The organism is Phenylobacterium sp. (assembly GCF_004297125.1).
Lineage (GTDB): Bacteria > Pseudomonadota > Alphaproteobacteria > Caulobacterales > Caulobacteraceae > Phenylobacterium.
The window spans coordinates 237867-255568 of record NZ_SCVD01000020.1 but is presented as its reverse complement, the minus strand read 5'-3'; the positions used below and the strand labels follow the sequence as shown (position 1 = coordinate 255568).

Genomic DNA, 17702 nt, shown 5'->3' with positions numbered 1-17702 from the left:
GGATCAGCGGCGTCCGCCGCCCGCGACCGCCGGGTCCGGCACGCAGGCTCAGGAAGTGGCGCGGATGAGATCCCTGTGCTCGAAAGCGCTGGCCATGCGGTCGATCTGGTTGGCTGTGAGGCCATAGACGGCCGCCACGTCGCGCCACGTGCCGACACCCGCCGCAACCTCTTTGACGATCGCTTCGGCTTCGGCCTTGCCCAGCCGGAAGTAGGGGGCCACCGAGAGCACGGTGTCGAGCGACGACTCCGCGTCAGCCTCGTTGAGCGCGAGCGCATGCACGCGGGGCTTCACGTCGGTCGGCATGGGGTTGAGGTCGAAGGCGGGCGAGAGCCGCCAGCCGCCGGGCTCTCTTAGGAAGCCGTGGTTTCGCAGGTGATCGTCGGTGTTGGAGATCAGCACGTTGAACACCATCCGCCGCCAGAGTTGGGCGGCGTCGCCAGGGGCGTCGACCCCATCCTGGCGCAGCACGTCGACCAACTCGAGGTAGCTGCGGGTTTCTCCGTCGGATGCGCTGAGGGCCGTCAAGGCCGAGCAGTACGGACGGCGGTGGCCGTCGGCCGCGCGGTCGAAGCGGGACATCATGAAGACCGGCCGCCGGGCCACCTGGCGCAGCTGGAAGGGCGGCACGACGACGCCGGCCCGTTCGGCCAGGGTCATCGCGACCGACTCCCAGATCGGGATCGGCCAGTCGTCGGTCGGGCTCGGGAACTTCGCCATCAGCAACTGCCCGTCCGTGTCCAGTACGGAAGCCTTCGGTCGCGCGCCGCCCAGCGAGCTGCCGGGCGCCAACAACAGGCGCAGGTCCTCTTCGGTCTCCTTGTCGTCGAGGATCCGGCGGGCCGCGCCCAGGAGCTTCGGCAGGGCGACCAGGGGGGGCACGGGTTGCGCGTCCGCCGCCTGGAAGGCCTCGCCGCCCGTGTCGCGGAAGCGCAGAGCGCCAAGGCGGGTCTGATCCTCCACCAGCATCAGGAAGTCGGCCTCCAGCAAGGTGCGGGGGGCTCGGCCTTCGGCTTTGGCGGCGGCGCGCTCCCGGCGACCCATCAAGTTGCGGCCCCAGCGATCCGGCGCCGGGTCGCTGAAGGCGTTGAAGAGGCCGCCATCCCAGTGGGCGTCGCCGCGCACCAGCGGCAGGTTGGGCTCCAAGGCGAAGGCGCCGGGGGCAGCCAGCCAGGCGGGGTCATAGGCGAAGGAACAGGTCTGGCGCGCACCCTTCGCGCGCGCCCACAGACGACCGACCGGCCGCGTCTGGCCGCCCCAATCCATGTGGACCTCGATCTCGCGGTCCATGTCAGGCGCTCGTGGCTTTGGCGCGGACGCGCTTGGGCAGCTGCTCCTCGGCCAGCGTCAGGCCCACCTGGTCTGTGGTCGGGTCGGCGAGGGTCGCCAGCCGGTCCGAGAGACCGAGCACGAAGAGGACAGTGGCGTAGATGCCGAGAGCCACGCCGGGATCGCCGCGCTCGACGCGGGTGATGGTGTTGCGACCCACGAAGGCCCGCTCCGCCATCACGGCGACCGTCATCGCCCGACGCCGGCGCGCCGTGGAAATGTCGCGGCCCAGGGCGGTGAGCGCCCGGCGGACGGGCAGCGGCAGAGCGGACTGAGCCTTGGACGCTTTCATGTTGCACCAAAAAACGAGCGCTAAGTGCGATAGGGCCTTGTTTATGATGCGATGGATAAGGGGTCAAGCTTGTCGGCCTGATCATTGCACCATAAATAGTGCGCAATAGCGCCTTATGCACTGATTTTGGCGCCGCTGACCTTCAGGCTCCGTCGAGACAGCCCGCATCGAGCCAGTCCGCCGGGGGCCGGATCGGCGGCCGTCACGATGGCGGCGAGCGTGGATTGCGGACCATGCCTGGAAAGAGGCGCGGGAAGGTCGCTTTGGCCGTCAGGCGCAGCAGCCGCTCCGTTGCGAGGCCAGGTCTTCGAGGATCACGCAATCGGGTCCCGGTCCCCCGACGCATCGGGCGTCGCAGTCGGCGACCAGCTGCGCGAGACTGGCCTCGAGGTGACGCAGCTCCTCCAGCCGCCGACGGACGCCGACCAGCTGATCGCGGGCCAGGTCACGGGCGTCCACGCAGGAGCGGTCCGCGTCCTCGATCACCGCCACCAGGCTCCGCACCTGCTCGATGGGAAATCCGAAGTCCCGGCACCGCCGGATGAAGGTCAGGCGCCGCAGGTCCGCCGCCCCGTAGGTGCGATGTCCCCCCTCGCGCCGGTCGGGCCGGCGCAGCAGCCCGATCTGCTCGTAGTACCGGATCGTGGGGGCGCTGGAGCCGCTGCGCCGGGCGAGGGCGCCGATGGAGAGGGCGCGATCCATGGGACAGCTCCGAAAGAGGGCTTGAACTTCAAGCCCCTTGAGCTTCTAGAACCCCGTCTCCCTGGCGCCAAGCCGCTCCGGCCGGCGCCCGACAAGGAGACGACCTTGACCGAAGACCTCCCCCTCGCCTGCACCCTGGGGGCCGACGACGTCCGGGCCCGGATGGCCTGGATCGCCGACCTCAACGGCCGCAGCCTGAAGGCCCAGCGACGCGCGGGGCTCACCCTCGAACTGACCTACGCGGCCGCGGCGGCGGGCGAGGTCGCCCGGCTGGTCGCCCAGGAACAGGCCTGCTGCGCCTTCCTCGCCTTCGACGTGGCGGCCCGGGGCGGCGACGTGGTGCTCACGGTCACCGCGCCGGAAGCGGCCCGCGAGGCGGCCGACATGCTGTTCGCCGGCCTCGCCGCCGGCGAGCGCGGCGCGCGCGCCTGCGGGTGCTGCTGACCATGGCGATCCAGACAACGGACCACGGACCCGCCCAGGACGAGCGGCGCGGCAAGGCGGTGGGCGTGACGGCGGTGCTGGCGACGGCGGGCGCCGTGGGCGCCTGCGCGCTCTGCTGCACGCTGCCGGTGGCCTTCCCCGCCGTCGCCCTGGGTCTGCTCGGCGGCGGCGTGGCCGTCCTCGGCCTCGCCAACCGGATCATGATCCTGGCCGGCCTCGTGGCGGTGGTCTCGGCCTGGGCCTGGCTCTGGATGCAGAGCCGCCGCACCGGCAAGCGTCCCGCGCGCCTGACCCTGCGGCTCATGGCGGTCGCGACGCTCCTGCTGGTCCTCGCCCTGGCCTGGCCGCTGGTCGAGCGGCCCTTGCTGGCGCTGCTGCTGTAGGGTCGGGCTTGCGGCGGGGGCCCGGCGCCGCGAAGAAGGCCTCGGGCCGGCTCGCGGCGGGAGAGGCGGATGTCCTGGGTCTATTTCGCGCTGGCCGCCGTGGCCGAGATCGCCGGCTGCTTCAGCTTCTGGGCCTGGCTGCGGCTGGGGAGGTCGCCGCTCTGGCTGGCGCCGGGGATGCTCTCGCTCGCGCTGTTCGCCTACCTGCTCACCCGCGTGGACAGCGATGCGGCGGGGCGGGCCTACGCCACCTATGGCGGGGTCTACATCGTCGCCTCCCTCCTGTGGCTCTGGGTGGTGGAGCAGCGCCCGCCCGACCGATGGGATCTGATCGGCGCCGCCGTCTGCCTCATCGGCGCAGGCGTGATCCTGTGGGGGCCGCGCCCTGCATGACGCGCGGAGTATGCGCCCTAGAGCCGCTCGCTGCCCAAACGGGGCTGATGTGGCCTGACAGGCGGCCGGCCCGGCTCATCGACGCTTCGATCCCCGCAATCCGCGCAGATCGTGCACCATCCTCCGCCAGGCCAGCCACACACCGGTTGCCACGCCGAAACTGACGCCGGCCAGAAGGATCACCATTGCGGCCGCCCAAGCCGGCCCCGCCCGTAGCCCCGGCACGAAGTCGAAGCGGTGCAGGGCGAGGTGCAGCCAACGGTAGGCTTTGGCCGCGGGATCAAAGGTCGTCAGCAAGCGGCCGCTCGTCGGGTCCAGGTAGTATCGGACACCGGACTCGGTGACCACGCGCCAGGCGGGAAGCGAGGCGGCCTCGTGGTGCGAGAAGTAATAGGCGTCTTCGGCGTGGATCAGCCCCTGGCTGGCGACGTTGCCCAGGGACCTCCCCACCTTCGCCAGCTGGGCTTCGGTGAGCGGAGCCGGGCGCGCCAGCGCGTCGAGGCGTTGATCGCCGTTGAGGAGGTACAGGCGGCCTTGCAGCCGAGCGAGTTCCACATGGGCCGCGATCGGATTGGTCTGCGCCAGGTCGGATAGCGCCGACTGGACTTCGGCAAAGGTGATCGGTTCGCCCAGGAGGCGCGCCTCTGCGCGGTCCGGCGGGCTCTCCAGGAAGCCCCATGGGTTCATGGAGACGAGGCCGCTTGCGACCCAGGTCAGTGTGAGCACGCCAGTGGCGAGCCCGGTCAGGTGGTGCCAGTTCAGCAGACCTCGGTAAGGCGACGGCCCCCCGTGGCGAAAGGGCCGCCATGCCACAAGGCCGAGGTAGAGCCCCGTCACCGTCAGGAACACGCCGATCAGCGAGGTCCAGATGACGACCTGCGCCCAGAGCGCGGTGTGCTGCCGCAGGATCGCAGGATAGAGCCAGTGCGGTATCGCTCCGAGCCAGTTAAGCAAACGGGACGCCGTCGTGGTCCGCTGCACCACCTCGCCCGAGCGGCGAGACACATAGACCTCAGTACCCTGTCCGTCCGCCAGGCGAACGCGCCAGAACGGCCGGCGGTCGTTGAAATAGCCGGTGACCGTCCACTGGTCGCGCTCGACAGCGGTGGCCCGGCTCTCCCGGGAGAAGCGCTCGTGGCGAGCGGCCACCAGACGGGCCGTCGCCGCGCTGACGTCCTGGAGGGGGCGACCGCTCGACAAGTCGATGACGAGGCGCTCGCCGTCGGCCGTCTCAAGGCGCAAGACGGGCGCGCCAGCCAAGTCCTCGATGCTAGCAGCGTTGATCCGGACAGGCCCTTGTAGAACCTCGCCGAAGTCGCAGCAGCGAGACCAGTCAATCGGGGGCAGGGCGGCGAGGCGCTCGCGCGGGGACACCTCCGGATAACGCACGAACAGCATGACCATGCCGGAGAGGCCCCACAGCAGGATGAGCGCGCCCAGAGAGACGCCCAGATAGCGGTGGGTAACCACCAGCCACCTGGGCGCCCAGGCTTTACGACGGGCGTTGGAGGCGCCCTCAGAAGGAATAGGCGTAGCTCACGTGCAGGGTCCTCGGGACGCCGCGGAACCGGCCGGGGAAGGCGGACCCTCCGTCGGTGAAGAAGCGGCGCACGCGAGTGGAGTAGTCCTCGTCCAGGGCGTTCTCCAGCCGGGCGGAGAACCGCCCATGCTCGCCCAGCTTCACCCAGGCGTTCAGGTCCACCACTGTGAAGTCCCCGCGGTTCACGCGGCCGATGCCGGAGGGCAGGCTGTCGAAGACGTCCCCGGTCCAGTTCACGGTCGTGCTACCGCCGTAGGCGCCACCAGGCTCATGGAGGTCGAAGGCGGCCATGGCGGTGTCCTGCGGGATCTCGACCAGCTGGAGCGTGCTCCCGCTCTGGCGGGTTCGCGCATGAGTGTAGGAGGCCTTCATCGACAGCCAGTCGCTGGCCTCGCCCGTAACCACCGCCTCGAACCCGCGGACCTTAACTTTGCCGGGCAGGTTGATGAACTGGAAGACGTCCGGGTCCGGCGTCTCCCCGGCCAAGCTGATCAGGTCCTTGGTCTCGCGCCAGAAGCCTATCAGCTCGCCACGCCAGCCGCCGCCTTGGACGCCCACGGAGGCGTTAAGGTTGCGCGCCCGTTCAGGCTTCAGGTCGGGGTTGCCGATCTCGCCGTTGTTTAGCGGGTCCTGGGCGAACAGGGCCTCGGCATCCGGGAGCCGGAACGAGGTTCCGCCCGCGGCGCGCACAAAGAGGGCGTCGCTGATGTCGAACTGGCCGGAGACGTTCCAGATCGTGGCGTCGTCGCTGGACTTCGACATGTTGTGCCGGAAGCCGGCGGCGAGGTGGAGGCCTGGGATCATCTCGGGACCGGCGCGCACCTGGGCGAAGACGGCATGCGCCGTCTCCTTCCGCGGGAGGATGATCAGCACGTCGTCGAAGCCGCCGTAGCGCTGGACGTCGTAGCCGCCCCAAAGCTCCAGGCCCGGCTGCAGGGTGGCGCGGGCCAGGGTGTTCAGCCCGTAGTCCTCGAACTGCCACTTCTCCTTGTCGGACACCACGATGGGACCGCCCAGGCCGGTGTTCGTCTGGTTGAAGGTGCTGTCCCAGTCATGCCAGTAGCCCTTCACGAACAGGCTGAGCCGGTCGTTCACGTCCAAGTCGACCTTGGCCCAGGCGATCTCTTCGTTGCGGGTGTTGAGGTTCTCGGAAACCAGGTTCGGCCGCGCCAGCTCCGCGAAGCCTTCGGTATGGGTGTAACTGGCCGACAGCCGCAGGGCTTCGGTCATATCGTAGGCCCACTTGAGCCCGCCGCTCGTCATCCGGTAGCCGCGGTGGCGGTCGGCCAGGCTGGGCTGGACCTGATCGTCCGAGAACACTCGGTAACCGGTCGCCTCGTCGCGGCTGGCAAAGGCGATGAGGCGGTGGCCACCGAGGGCAGCCGAGTAGTAGCCGCTCGCGGTGATGGCCTCGTTGGTGTCGATCCCGATCTCGAGGCGACCCGAGGGCTGGTCGGTGAAGTCGCGGGTGACGATGTTGACCACCCCAGCCACCGCCTGAGTGCCGTAGAACAGCCCCTGGCCGCCTTCCAGCAGCTCGATGCGTCCGACCATGTGGGCCGGCGCGGTGTCGAGCGGCGGCGTGGTGTTGTAGAGCCGGTTTGAGATCCGGACGCCGTCGACGAGGTAGAGGATCTCGCCCGGCCGCGATCCCTGCAATGAGGCGACGTTGTAGCTGAAGGGGCCGCTCTGCGGGATGAGCGACAGGCCCGGCAGGCTGGACTGCAGCGCTTGGCCCACGTCGGTGTGGCCTCGCCGATCGATCTCCTCGCCGCTCACCATCTCGACCCGATGGCCGTAGCGGCCGAGTTCCTGAGGCAAGGTCTCTTCGAGGCGGCCGGTGACGACCAGTTCCTCCACTTCCGCGTCAGCAGCCCAGGCGTTGCCGACGGACGCCGCCAAGCTTATGGCGGCAGCAAGCAAAGCTCGTTTCCCGGTCGCGTCGGCCGTCAGTCTTACCATTGCGTGGTCATCCCCCAGTTTATGCGGGGAGCTTGCCGTCACTCGTCGGGGGGCGCCCCGTACTGAACGGTTTCGGCGCCGTTACAGCGGGTTACAGGCGGGACTGAGCGTTCGGCACTGTGCAGGCGGGGCAGCGGCCGTGGGCTTCCAGCACGACTGACCGCAGGGCGAAGCCCTGGGTCTCGGCTTGAGGTCGCACCCCTTGTGCGAGATCCATTCCTAGCTCCCGCGACGCGCCGCAGCACTCGCAGATCACGAACGCGGCGGAGTGGTTGTGATCGTGGCCACCGGCGCACGCGACATAGGCGTTCATGGACTCCAGCCGGTGCGCCAAGCCTTGGCTCTCCAGGAACTCCAGGGCTCGGTAGACCGTGGGCGGCTTCGTGCTCTTGCCGCCGCCATAGTTCGCGATGAGGTCATAGGCCTTCACGGGGCGTCCGGCCTGAGCCAGCAGCTCGAAGGTCCGCCGTCGCGGTTCCGTCCATCGCTCTCCGGCCGCCGCGCAGCGCGCCGCGGCCGCGTCCACCGCGCGGATCACGTCCGTGCCGGAGGGTTGGTCCGCCCCATTGTGCGGGCAGGCGTCGCTCACATCAGACCTCCGCGAGGTTCAGCGGCCGTCCATGCTCGCACTGGCTATCGTCGCTCAGCGCCTCGATCACCCGGCAGTCGCCCGCCCGGCCATGACACCCCGCGGCCACCATGCGCTGCAACTCGGCGCGCAGCGCTGTCAGGCGGCTGATCTTCTCTTCCACCTCGGCCAGCTGCTCCGCCGCCAGGGCGTTCGCCTCTTCGCAGGGGCGGTCCGGATCGTCGGTTAGCGCCAGCAGCGCGCGGATCGCCTCGACGGAGAACCCGAGCTGCCGCGCGTGCTTGATGAAGGACAGCCGGCGCACCGCGGCGTCACCGTAGACCCGCCGCTCGCTTTCAGTCCGGTCGGGCTCGGGCAGAAGCCCGATCTGCTCGTAGAAGCGGATCGTCGGGATCTTCACGTCGGTTAGGCGAGCGAGCTTGCCGATGCTCAGCGGGGCGGACTGCATCGGGCGAAAATAGGGCCTTGCTCCTCTAGTGGCTAGAGGATGCATGAATGGCGTCATGTCGAATTGTTCCACCTCCGACACGACCCCCGTCCATGGATGCTGCGGAAGCAATGTGGCCTTCGACGGCGCTTCGCCGGCCTACCGCCGCGCGCTGAGGGCGGTCATCGCAATCAACGTCCTGGGGTTCGGGGTTGTGGCGGTGGGGAGTTGGCTCGCCAACTCGGCGGCCTTGGCCGCCAATACCCTCGACTTCGCGGCCGACGCCGCCACCTACGCCCTCAGCCTGTGGGTGATCGGCAAAAGCGTGGATGTCCGTTCTGGGGCTGCCTTCTTCAAGAGCGCAAGCCTCGCCCTGATGGCGCTCGGCATCCTCGGCCTAGCCCTATGGCGGGCCCTGTCCGGCGCCGCACCCGAAGGGACCGCCATCTCCGGCCTCGGGCTGTTCGGGGCCGCGGCAAACCTGATGGCTGCGCTGCTGCTGGTGCGTTTCCGCGAGGGCGACGCCAACGTGCGGTCCGTGTGGCTCTGCACGCGTAACGATCTGATCCAGTGCCTGGCCGTCGCCGCGACCGGCGTCGCCGTGACGGTGACCGGGTCGCGCTGGCCGGACCTGGCCGTGGGCGTGCTGCTGGCCGCGGTGTTCCTGCGCTCGGCTTGGCAGATCGCGGTGCAGGCGCGCGACGAACGCCGGGCGGCCCTGGCCGAAGCGGATTTTGTAACGCATTCCCGTCGGCCGGCTGCGCCGGTATAGCCGCGTGATGGTTCTGGGCTCATCCTGGTGGCGGAAGGTCGGCATGACGCTGGCCGCGCTCGTGCTGACCCTGCTGACCTTCGGGCCGGCGCTGGACGGCTTGCTCTGCCGTGACGAGGACAGCCTGAGCGCGACGCTGGCGATGCTGACGCCCACTGCGGATGCGGGCGCCGACCTCGTGTCGCACCCTGACGGCGGCGCGCCGTCCCCAGAGGACAAGGGCGTCTGCCTGCACGGCCATTGCCACCATCCGACCCCGTACGTCGCCGCCGTGGGCGTCGCCGCCGAGCGGCCGGTGCGCCTCGCGGCCGCCGACAACGCCCTGGCGACGGGGCGCCCGCCAACCTCCGAGCCGACCTACGGGCTCAAGCGACCGCCCCGAGCCTGACGGATCGCACGCCACCGCGCGCGCCCCATCCGTCACGCTCACGAGGGATATCATGCTTCCGACTTTCCGCAGCCCGCCCCGCGCGGCGCTGCTCCTGCTCGCGGCCTTCGGCGCGTCCGCCGCCTGGGCCGAACCCGCGCCGCCGTACGCGGACCTGCTCGCCCAGGCGCGGGCGAATGCGCCGCGCCTCGCCGAAACCGCCGCCCAGGTCGCCCAGGCCGAGGGTCTCGCCCGCCAGGCCGGCGCCCGGCCGAACCCCGTCCTCGGCGTCGAGGTCGAGAACGTCTCGGGCTCGGGGCCCTATGGCGGGCTGGACTTCGCCGAAACCACGGCGTCGCTGTCGCAGACCCTGGAACTCGGCGGCAAGCGCCAGGCCCGCGTGCTGGCCGGCCGCAGCGGCGTGCTGGCGGCGCGCGCGGGCGCCGATCTCGCCAACACCGAGTTCGCGGCCCAGCTCGCCGTGGCCTACGCCGAGGCGGAGGCCGCCGCGGCCAAGCTCGGCCAGGCCGACGAGGCGCTGCAGGCGGCCGAGGCGGACGCGCGCGCCGCCCGGCAGCTGGTGGACGCCGGCCGCGAGGCGGAGCTTCGGGCGCTGCAGGCCGCCGCCGAACGCGACGCGGCCCGCGCCGAACGCGACGAGGCGCTCGCCGCGCGGGACACGGCCTTCGCGAAACTGTCGGCCCAGGTCGGCTCGCCGGTGGCCTTCGACGCGGTCTCGGAGAGCCTGCTGACGCGGGCCGCGACTACGCCGGCCGGCGGTGAGGCGCCCGCGCCCGGGGTGACGGCGGCGCGCGCGGCGCGAGACGCCGCGGCCGCCCGGGTCCGGGTGGAGGCGCGCCAGGCCGTCCCGGACGTCACCGTCTCGGCGGGCGTGCGGCGGCTGGCGGGCGACGACGCCACCGCCTTCGTGGCCGGGATCTCCACGCCGCTGCCGCTCTTCAACCGCAACCGCGGGTCCACGCAGGCGGCCCGCGCAGAGCTGTCAGGCGCCGAGGCGCGCCTGCGGCAGGCCGAGTTCGACGCCGTGGCGGACCTGCGCGCGGCCCAGGCGCAGGCGCGCAGCGCCGCCGCCCGGGTCGAGGCGGCGAGCGCCGGCGAGGCGGCCGCCGCCGAGGCCTATCGGCTGGCGCGCCTCGGCTACGAGGCCGGTCGCCTGCCCCTGCTTGAACTGTCGAGCGCGCGACGCGCCCTGGCCGCCGCCCGGGTCCGCACCCTCGACGCCCGGCTGGCGCGCGTCCGCGCCGAAGCCGAGATCGCCCGGCTGACCGGGCGCACCCCTTTCGGAGCCTGAGATGTCCCTGGACAAGAGAACCCTCCTGACCGCCGCGGCCGTGGCGGTCGCCCTGGGCGCGGGCTTCGGCCTCGCCAAATGGACCGACCGGCCGCCGGCCGCCGAGGCCGAAGCCGAACATGGCGAAGAGCACGCCGAGGGCGGCGGCGACGTGGTGAAGCTGACGCCGCAGCAGGCGAGCGCCGCCGGGATCGCCGTGGTCACCGTGGCCCACGGCGGCGCCGGGGACCTGCGGCTGACCGGCCGGGTCGAGGCCGCGCCGAGCGCGCGGGCCGCCGTCGCCGCGCCGGTATCCGGCTCGATTGTGCGCCTGCTGATCTCGCCGGGCGCCAGCGTGGAGCCCGGCGCGGGCCTCGTGGTCATCCGCAGCGCCGACGGCGCGGCTATCCGCGCCGAGTCGATCGCCTCCGGCGCCGAGGCCGAGGCGGCGCGGGCCGCCCTGGCGCGCGAGGAGCGCCTCTTCAAGGCCGGGGTCACCGCGCGCCAGGACTTCGAGGCCGCGCGGGCGGCGGCGGCGCGCGCCAGCGCCGAGGCCGTCGCCTCGCGGGCCAAGGCCGCGGCCGCCGGGGCGCCGGGCGCCTCCGGCGAGATCGTGGTCCGCAGCCCCATCGGCGGGGTGGTGACCGGCCTGCAGGTGGCTCCGGGCGGCTTCGTCGCCCAGGGCGGCCCCGTCGCCGAGGTGGCCGATCCGGCCCTGGTCGAGGTGGTGTTCCACGCGCCGCCCGAAGCGGCCGCGAAGCTCAAGGTGGGCGCGCCGCTCAGGGTGATCGGGCCCGACGGGTCCGAGGCCGATGCGGTGATCGTGGGCGTGGCGCCCATGGCGCAGGGCGCCACCGGGGCGGCCATGGTGCGCGCCCGCCCGAGCGGCGGGCGCCTCACGCCCGGGGCGGCGGTCAGCGCCGCCGTCGCCACCGAGGCCGGCGGCTACCCCACCGTCCCGGCCGAGGCCGTGCAGACCCTGGCCGGCCGGCCGGTGGTGTTCATCGCCGAGGCGGGCGGCTTCCGGGCGCAACCGGTGACGCCGGGGCGGTTCGGCGCGGGCTTCACCCAGATCGTCGGCGGGCTGAAGGGCGGCGAGCGCATCGCCGGCCGCGGCGCCTTCGTCCTCAAGGCCGAGCTCTCCAAGGGCGAAGCCGAGCACGAGGACTGACCGCCATGCTCAGCAAACTCGTGGCGCTCTCGGTGCGCCATCGCATCGCCGTCGTGCTCGTCACCCTGCTGGTGGCCGCCGTCGGCGTCTCCGAGCTGTTCCGGCTGCCCATCGACGCGGTGCCGGACATCACCAACAAGCAGGTGCAGGTCACCACCATCGCCCCGGCCCTGTCGCCGGAGGAGATCGAGCAGCGGGTGACCTTCCCGGTGGAGACGGCCCTGGGCGGGATCCCGGGGCTCCTCGAGACGCGCTCGATCTCGCGCAACGGCTTCAGCCAGATCACCGCGGTGTTCAAGGACTCCACGGACATCTACTTCGCCCGCCAGCAGGTGAACGAGCGGGTCGAGGCGGTTCGCGAGGAGCTGCCCGCCGACGCCAAGCCGGAGCTGGCCCCGATCACCACGGGGCTGGGCGAGGTGCTGATGTGGACGGTGGAGTTCCGGCCGGTGAAGGCCGCCCGGGCCGGCGTCCCCGGCCCGCAGCCGGACGGCTCCTACCTGACCCCAGAGGGCGAGCGGCTGGTCACCGAGCGCCAGAAGGCCACCTACCTGCGCACCGTTCAGGACTGGATCGTCACCCCGCAACTGCGGACCACGGCGGGGGTGGCCGGCATCGACACCATCGGCGGCTATGTGAAGGAGTACGCCGTCCGCCCGGACCCGGCGCGGCTGGCGGCCTACGGCGTCGGCCTCAACGAGCTGGTGGAGGCCGTCGAGCACGCCAACACCGTCGCGGGCGCCGGCTACATCTCCCGCGGCGGCGAGGCCTTCGTGGTCCGCGCCGACGCCCGGGTGACCTCGCTGGCGGACCTGGCGTCCGCCCCCGTCACCAACCGCGGCGGGCTTGTGGTGCGGGTCTCCGACGTCGCCCAGGTCGAGCTCGGCCAGGCGGTCCGCCTGGGCGCCGCTCAGGAGAACGGCGAGGAGGTGGTCATCGGCACCGCCCTGATGCTGGCCGGCGAAAACAGCCGGACCGTGGCGCACGCGGTGAGCGAGCGCCTCAAGGCCATCGCCCCGTCGCTGCCGCCCGGCGTGGCGGTGAAGGAGGTGCTGAACCGCACCGACCTCGTCGACCGCACCATCCGCACCGTCCAGAAGAACCTGGCCGAGGGCGCGCTCCTGGTCATCGCCGTGCTGTTCGTCCTGCTCGGCAACGTCCGCGCCGCGGTGATCACCGCCCTGGTCATTCCCCTGGCCTTCCTGATGGGCGTCATCGGGATGAACCGCTTCGGGGTGAGCGGGAACCTGATGAGCTTGGGGGCCCTCGACTTCGGCCTGCTGGTCGACGGCGCGGTGGTGGTGGTCGAGAACACCCTCACCCGCATGGGCCTGCGCCGTGAGGCGGCGGGCCGCGACCTGACCGTGGCCGAGCGCCTGGAGGAGGCGGTGGCGGCCGCCAGGCAGATGGTCCGGCCCGCCGCCTTCGGCCAGGCGATCATCCTGCTGGTCTATGCGCCGCTGCTGGCCCTGGAGGGCATCGAGGGCAAGATGTTCCAGCCGATGGCCGCCACGGTCATGCTGGCCCTGGCCGGCGCCTTCGTCCTGACCTTCACCTTCGTGCCGGCCATGACCGCGCTCTGGGTGAAGCCGCCGGCCAAGGCCCACGAGACCAAGGCCGAGGTCCTGGCCCGGCGCTGGGTGGCGCCGGCCACCCGCTGGGCCATCGCGCGGCCCCGGCAGGTGGGGGTGGGCGCCGGCGTCGCCGTCCTCCTGGGCTTCGTCGCCTTCCTCACGCTTGGGCGGGAGTTCATCCCGACCCTCGACGAGAAGGATGTCCTCCTGCAGGCGCTGCGCGTGCCGAGCGCCTCGCTGGAGCAATCCGTCGAGATGCAGCGGCGGCTCGAGAAGGCCCTGCTCACCGTCCCGGAGGTGGCCTTCGTGTTCTCCAAGACCGGGACCGCCGAGGTCTCCACCGACCCCATGCCGCCCAGCATCACCGACAACTTCGTGGTGCTGAAGGCGGAGAAGGACTGGCCGGACCGCAGCCTCTCTAAGGCCGAGGTGGTGGAGAAGATCGAGAAGGTCGCCGGGACTCAGATCGGCAACGCCTACGAGGTCACCCAGCCGATCCAGATGCGGTTCAACGAGCTGATCTCCGGCGTCCGCTCGGACGTGGCGGTCAAGGTCTACGGCGACGACTTCGCGGCCATGGAGCGCACGGCGAACGAGATCGCCGCGGTGCTGCGCAGGACGCGCGGCGCGGCCGACGTGCGGGTCGAGCAGGTCTCGGGCCTGCCCATGGTCACCGCCGAGGTCGACCGGGCGGCCGCGGCCCTCTACGGGCTGCATGCCGCCGACGCGGCCGATGCGGTGCAGATCGCGCTGGCCGGGCGCGAGGCCGGCCGCGTGTTCGAGGGCGATCGGCGGTTCGCCGTGGTCGTGCGCCTGCCGGACGCGGCCCGCAACGACCTGGCGGCCGTGGCCCAGACGCCGCTGGCGGTGAACGACGGGGCGAGCTTCGTGCCCCTGGGCTCGGTCGTCCGCTTCCGCGAGGGCGAGGGGCCCAACCAGATCAGCCGGGAGAACGGCAAGCGCCGCATCGTCGTCCAGGCCAACGTGCGCGGCCGCGACCTCGGCGGCTTCGTCACCGACGCCCAGGCCGCCGTGGCGGCGCAGGTGAGGCCGCCGCCCGGGGCGTGGCTCGACTGGGGCGGCCAGTTCGAGAACCTGCAGCGGGCCGAGGCGCGGCTGGCGATCGTCGTGCCCGTGGTCTTCGTGCTGATCGCGGTCCTGCTCTACTTCGCCCTCGGCTCGGCGGCGCAGGCGGCCCTGGTGTTCGCCTGCGTACCCCTGGCCCTCATCGGGGGCGCCTTCGCCCTGCTGCTGCGCGGCATGCCGTTCTCGGTCTCGACCGCGGTGGGGTTCATCGCGGTCTCCGGCGTGGCGACGCTCAACGGCCTGGTGCTGATGCAGGCGATCCGCGAGCGGCTCGACGCGGGGCTGGCACCCGATGCGGCGGCGCTCGACGGGGCGATGCGGCGGCTGCGGGCGGTCCTGACCACCGCCCTCGTGGCGATCCTCGGCTTCATGCCCATGGCCATCGCCCAGGGCGCGGGCGCCGAGGTGCAGAAGCCCCTGGCCACGGTGGTGATCGGCGGGCTGCTGACCGCGACCGTGCTCACCCTGGTGGTCCTGCCGGCCTTCGCCGGACGCGTGCTCGCGCGTCGGCGTCTGGCGCGGGACGTGGGGGCGCCGGCATGAGGATGGCGACCCCGCCAAGCGGGCGGCGTCGCCTCGCGACGGCGGCGATCCGTGGGTGACGCCGGCGGGGCGCGGTGACCTCGCCGATCACCTCCCGGCGCGGCCGCCACCAGCGCAACGCCCCCGGGGACCCTAGGCGGCGACGCCGGGTTTGCGGCTCCGTCCGCCCCGTGGGAGAGGCAGGATGACCCCTGCGTCCGGCGTGGCGGGGCGTCGGACGCGCGTCCCCGCTGCGGCCCGGCGCAGGCGTTGTCCCTGCCTGGGCGCCGGGCGCGGCGGTGGCGACCCTCGTCGAACGGCTGTACCGGACATTGGCGGGGACCGAAGCCTTTGCCCGCATGGGCGTCGCCCAAGCGCGCCCCGTCGCATTCGCGCGAAGGAACCGCCATGGCCAACGGAAAGCTCCGCCTCGAGATCCCCGTCCTGCTGCCGCGGGACGCCGGGGCCTGCGGCCGCTGCGTCGAGGCCTCGATCGCCAACCTCAAGGCGCGTGGCGGCGTCACCGAGGCGCACGTCAAGCGCGGCCCGTCACCGGACCGCGGCAAGTTGTGCATTCATTTCGATCCGGCGCAGCTTTCCCCGTCGCAGGTCCGGGCCATGGCCAGGCGCGAGGGCGCCGACGTCGGCGATCGCTACGCGCACCTGACCTTGCGGCTCGCCGGGCCCCTGCATGCCCGGGCCGCGCGGATTTTGGCCGAGCGCCTGCGGGCCACGTCGGGCGTGCTCTACGCCGAAGTCGCGCCCACGGGCTTCGCCGTGATGGAGTTCGATGCGGACGTCGTCAGCGAAGACGCCCTGCGCAGGCTGATAGATCGCGGCGCGGAGGCGATTCCTCCAGAGAAGGCCCGCGACGGCCACCCGCATGAGCCGAGAGGGTTCTTCGGAGAGCATACCGAGCTGGCCTTCGCGGGGCTCGCCGGCGTCGCGCTCCTTGTCGGCTGGGGACTCTCCCTGCGCGGTCCGGGCGTCCCGTCCCTCACCTTCTACGGGCTGGCCTATGTTTTCGGAGCCTTCTTCACGCTCCGGGAAGCGCTCGGAAACCTGCGCCGCCGCCGGTTCGAGATCGACACGCTGATGCTGGTGGCGGCGGCCGGGGCCGCCGCCCTGGGGCAATGGGCGGAGGGCGCGCTGCTGCTCGTCCTGTTCAGCCTCGGACATGCCCTGGAGCACTTCGCCATGGGTCGCGCCCGACGCGCGATCGAGGCCCTCGCGGAGCTCGCACCCGAACGCGCCACCCGCAAGCGCGCCGGCCAGGTCGAGGACGTCGTGGTCGCGGAACTGCAGCTCGGCGACATCCTCCTCGTCCGGCCGAACGAGCGCCTGCCCGCCGATGGCCTGGTGGTGGCCGGCGAAAGCAGCGTCAACCAGGCTCCGGTGACCGGTGAGAGCGTGCCCGTCGACAAGCGACCGGCGCCGGCGGACGCCGAGTTCGACCGGGCGGCGCCGGAGCATCGGGTCTTCGCCGGGACCATCAACGGGGCCGGCGCGCTCGAGGTGAAGGTGCCGCGCCGCGCTGCGGAGTCCACGCTCGCACGCGTCGTGAGAATGGTCGCCGAGGCCGAGGCCCAGCGATCGCCGACCCAGCGGTTCACGGACCGCTTCGAGCGCATCTTCGTGCCCTCGGTGCTTGTCCTGGTCGGCGTCCTCATGCTGGCCTTTGTCGTGCTCGACGAACCGTTCAGCGTCAGCTTCTACCGCGCCATAGCGGTGCTGGTCGCGGCCAGCCCCTGCGCCCTGGCGATCTCCGTGCCGAGCGCGGTGCTCAGCGGGGTCGCCCGGGCCGGCCGGGGCGGGGTGCTGGTCAAGGGCGGGGGCCCTCTGGAGAACCTCGGCACGCTCACCGCCCTCGCCTTCGACAAGACCGGGACCTTGACCGAGGGCAAGCCCAAGGTCACCGACGTCGTCCCGGCGATCGGGGCCACGGAGACGGAGCTGCTGGGCGCCGCCGCCGCGGTGGAGGCGCAGAGCGATCATCCCCTGGCGGCCGCCGTCGTTGCGGCGGCGCGTGAGCGTCTTGGCGATGCGCCCCTTCCGTTGGCGGAAGCTGTCGAGAGCCTGACGGGTCAGGGCGTTCGTGCGCGCGTGGGCGGGAAAGACGTTCACGTCGGCAAGCCGAAGCTCTTCGATGCGCTCGAGGGGGGCGGACTTCCCGAGGAGATCGCCGCCGAGGCCGGCAGACTCGAAAAGCAGGGCCGCACGGTCATGGTCGTGCGATCGGGTGACCGCTATCTGGGCGTCCTCGGCCTGCTCGATACGCCCCGTGAAGCCGCTGGGGAGGTCATCGCGCGGCTGCGCGGTCTCGGCCTGCGCCGGATCGTGATGCTGTCCGGCGACAACCAGGGCGTCGCGGACGCGGTGGCGGCCAAGCTTGGCCTGGACGAGGCCATCGGCGGCCTGATGCCGGAGGACAAGGTCGCCTTCATCAAGGCCATGCGCGAGAAGGAGGGCCTGGTCGCGATGGTCGGCGACGGCGTCAACGACGCGCCGGCCATGGCCAACGCCACCGTCGGGATCGCCATGGGCGCGGCGGGATCCGACGTGGCCCTCGAAACCGCCGATGTCGCGCTCATGGCCGATGACCTGCGGCATCTGCCGTTCGCGGTGGGCCTGAGCCGGCAGACGAGCCGCATCATCAGGCAGAACCTCTGGGCGAGCCTCGGCATGGTGGCCTTGCTGATTCCCGCCACCCTGTTCGGACTCAAGATCGGCGCCGCCGTCGTCTTCCACGAGGGCTCGACCCTGCTCGTCGTGGCGAACGCCCTGCGGCTCCTGGCCTACAAGCCCCCGGCGACTGCGGGGACGGCCGGCTGAGCGCGGCGGCCCTGCGGCGTCGCGTC

16 protein-coding genes are annotated in these 17702 nt (G+C 72.0%); 9 read left to right on the top strand and 7 right to left on the bottom strand.

Annotated elements, in window-relative coordinates:
• Window positions 1-48 precede the first annotated feature (48 nt).
• The 3 genes from EPO51_RS12095 to EPO51_RS12085 form a co-directional block, all read right to left on the bottom strand.
• Complete coding sequence (locus EPO51_RS12095) at window positions 49-1290, bottom strand: type II toxin-antitoxin system HipA family toxin (RefSeq protein ID WP_293350690.1); 1242 nt, start codon at window positions 1288-1290, stop codon at window positions 49-51.
• Between the two features lies 1 nt (window position 1291).
• On the bottom strand, window positions 1292-1621 hold the full coding sequence (locus EPO51_RS12090; RefSeq protein ID WP_293350688.1) for a hypothetical protein: 330 nt from the start codon (window positions 1619-1621) through the stop codon (window positions 1292-1294).
• A 270-nt stretch (window positions 1622-1891) separates the two neighbouring features.
• Window positions 1892-2323: a MerR family transcriptional regulator gene (locus EPO51_RS12085; RefSeq protein WP_293350686.1), complete on the bottom strand. Its 432-nt coding sequence runs from the start codon at window positions 2321-2323 to the stop codon at window positions 1892-1894.
• A 105-nt stretch (window positions 2324-2428) separates the two neighbouring features.
• On the opposite strand from EPO51_RS12085, the gene EPO51_RS12080 reads away from it, so the two are divergent.
• The 3 genes from EPO51_RS12080 (at window position 2429) to EPO51_RS12070 (ending at window position 3543) form a co-directional block, all read left to right on the top strand.
• Window positions 2429-2767, top strand: coding sequence for a hypothetical protein (locus EPO51_RS12080; protein ID WP_293350685.1), 339 nt, complete (start codon window positions 2429-2431; stop codon window positions 2765-2767).
• A gap of 2 nt (window positions 2768-2769) precedes the next feature.
• Window positions 2770-3150: an MFS transporter permease gene (locus tag EPO51_RS12075; RefSeq protein ID WP_293350683.1), complete on the top strand. Its 381-nt coding sequence runs from the start codon at window positions 2770-2772 to the stop codon at window positions 3148-3150.
• A gap of 69 nt (window positions 3151-3219) precedes the next feature.
• Window positions 3220-3543: a YnfA family protein gene (locus EPO51_RS12070; RefSeq protein ID WP_293350680.1), complete on the top strand. Its 324-nt coding sequence runs from the start codon at window positions 3220-3222 to the stop codon at window positions 3541-3543.
• A gap of 75 nt (window positions 3544-3618) precedes the next feature.
• Here the strand turns inward: EPO51_RS12070 and EPO51_RS12065 are convergent, their stop codons facing one another.
• The 4 genes from EPO51_RS12065 to EPO51_RS12050 all read right to left on the bottom strand — a co-directional run bounded on the left by EPO51_RS12065 (window position 3619) and on the right by EPO51_RS12050 (window position 8163).
• The gene (locus EPO51_RS12065; RefSeq protein ID WP_293350678.1) at window positions 3619-5013 is read right to left on the bottom strand and encodes a PepSY-associated TM helix domain-containing protein; all 1395 of its coding nucleotides are present in this window, start codon (window positions 5011-5013) and stop codon (window positions 3619-3621) included.
• 46 nt (window positions 5014-5059) lie between these two features.
• Window positions 5060-6985: a TonB-dependent receptor plug domain-containing protein gene (locus EPO51_RS12060; protein WP_293350675.1), complete on the bottom strand. Its 1926-nt coding sequence runs from the start codon at window positions 6983-6985 to the stop codon at window positions 5060-5062.
• Between the two features lie 151 nt (window positions 6986-7136).
• Window positions 7137-7634 (bottom strand): Fur family transcriptional regulator, encoded by a 498-nt coding sequence (locus tag EPO51_RS12055; protein WP_293350673.1) that lies wholly within the window; start codon window positions 7632-7634, stop codon window positions 7137-7139.
• A 1-nt stretch (window position 7635) separates the two neighbouring features.
• Complete coding sequence (locus EPO51_RS12050; protein ID WP_465246603.1) at window positions 7636-8163, bottom strand: MerR family transcriptional regulator; 528 nt, start codon at window positions 8161-8163, stop codon at window positions 7636-7638.
• A 31-nt stretch (window positions 8164-8194) separates the two neighbouring features.
• On the opposite strand from EPO51_RS12050, the gene EPO51_RS12045 reads away from it, so the two are divergent.
• The 6 genes from EPO51_RS12045 to EPO51_RS12020 all read left to right on the top strand — a co-directional run bounded on the left by EPO51_RS12045 (window position 8195) and on the right by EPO51_RS12020 (window position 17676).
• Window positions 8195-8833 (top strand): cation efflux transmembrane domain-containing protein, encoded by a 639-nt coding sequence (locus tag EPO51_RS12045; RefSeq protein WP_293350670.1) that lies wholly within the window; start codon window positions 8195-8197, stop codon window positions 8831-8833.
• Window positions 8834-8876: 43 nt separating this feature from the next.
• The gene (locus tag EPO51_RS12040; protein ID WP_293350668.1) at window positions 8877-9221 is read left to right on the top strand and encodes a hypothetical protein; all 345 of its coding nucleotides are present in this window, start codon (window positions 8877-8879) and stop codon (window positions 9219-9221) included.
• A 52-nt stretch (window positions 9222-9273) separates the two neighbouring features.
• On the top strand, window positions 9274-10512 hold the full coding sequence (locus tag EPO51_RS12035) for a TolC family protein (protein WP_293350665.1): 1239 nt from the start codon (window positions 9274-9276) through the stop codon (window positions 10510-10512).
• 1 nt (window position 10513) lies between these two features.
• A complete protein-coding gene (locus EPO51_RS12030; protein ID WP_293350662.1) occupies window positions 10514-11662 on the top strand; it encodes an efflux RND transporter periplasmic adaptor subunit in 1149 nt (382 codons plus the stop codon).
• A gap of 5 nt (window positions 11663-11667) precedes the next feature.
• The gene (locus EPO51_RS12025) at window positions 11668-14865 is read left to right on the top strand and encodes an efflux RND transporter permease subunit (RefSeq protein ID WP_293350659.1); all 3198 of its coding nucleotides are present in this window, start codon (window positions 11668-11670) and stop codon (window positions 14863-14865) included.
• A 387-nt stretch (window positions 14866-15252) separates the two neighbouring features.
• Window positions 15253-17676: a heavy metal translocating P-type ATPase gene (locus tag EPO51_RS12020; protein ID WP_293350656.1), complete on the top strand. Its 2424-nt coding sequence runs from the start codon at window positions 15253-15255 to the stop codon at window positions 17674-17676.
• Window positions 17677-17702 lie beyond the last annotated feature (26 nt).